We start from the raw sequence: 445 nt of genomic DNA, 5'->3' as shown, positions 1-445 counted from the left end.
CCGGAGCGCAGTGCGTTCTTCATCTCCGACAGCGCGCACAGTTCGTAGTAACGCCGGTCGATTCCGGCGTCGGTCATCACCAGCTTTTGCCAGCGCGGCTTGATGAAATCGGTTGGCGCATCGGCGGGCACCTTGCGGGCGTTGTCGCTGTTCATGTTGCGCAGCACTTCGATAGCGTCGAGCACGTCCTTGGCGGCGGGCGCGGCCCGCAGCTTGAGCACGGCGAGGAATTCCGGCGCGTAGCGGCGCAGCGTGGCATAGCTCTCGCCGATGCGGTGCAGGAAATCGAAGTCCTCGGGCTGCGCGAGTTTCTGCGCCTCGGTGACGCTCTCGGCGAAGGCATCCCAGGACATGACGGCTTCGATGGCGGCGAACGGATCGCGGCCGGCTTGCTTGGCCTCGATCAGCGCCTGGCCGATGCGTCCGAATAGCCGCACCTTGGCAT

Annotated in this window: 1 pseudogene; it reads right to left on the bottom strand. The window is 65.4% G+C overall.

The features are described from left to right. A pseudogene (locus tag D7V77_RS42600) lies at positions 1 to 445 on the bottom strand (Tn3 family transposase); the annotation flags it as partial.

This window comes from Corallococcus sp. CA041A (genome assembly GCF_003612075.1).
Lineage (GTDB): Bacteria > Myxococcota > Myxococcia > Myxococcales > Myxococcaceae > Corallococcus > Corallococcus exiguus.
The sequence above is the reverse complement of the archived record's forward strand: the minus strand, read 5'-3'. Positions and strand labels throughout refer to the sequence as shown.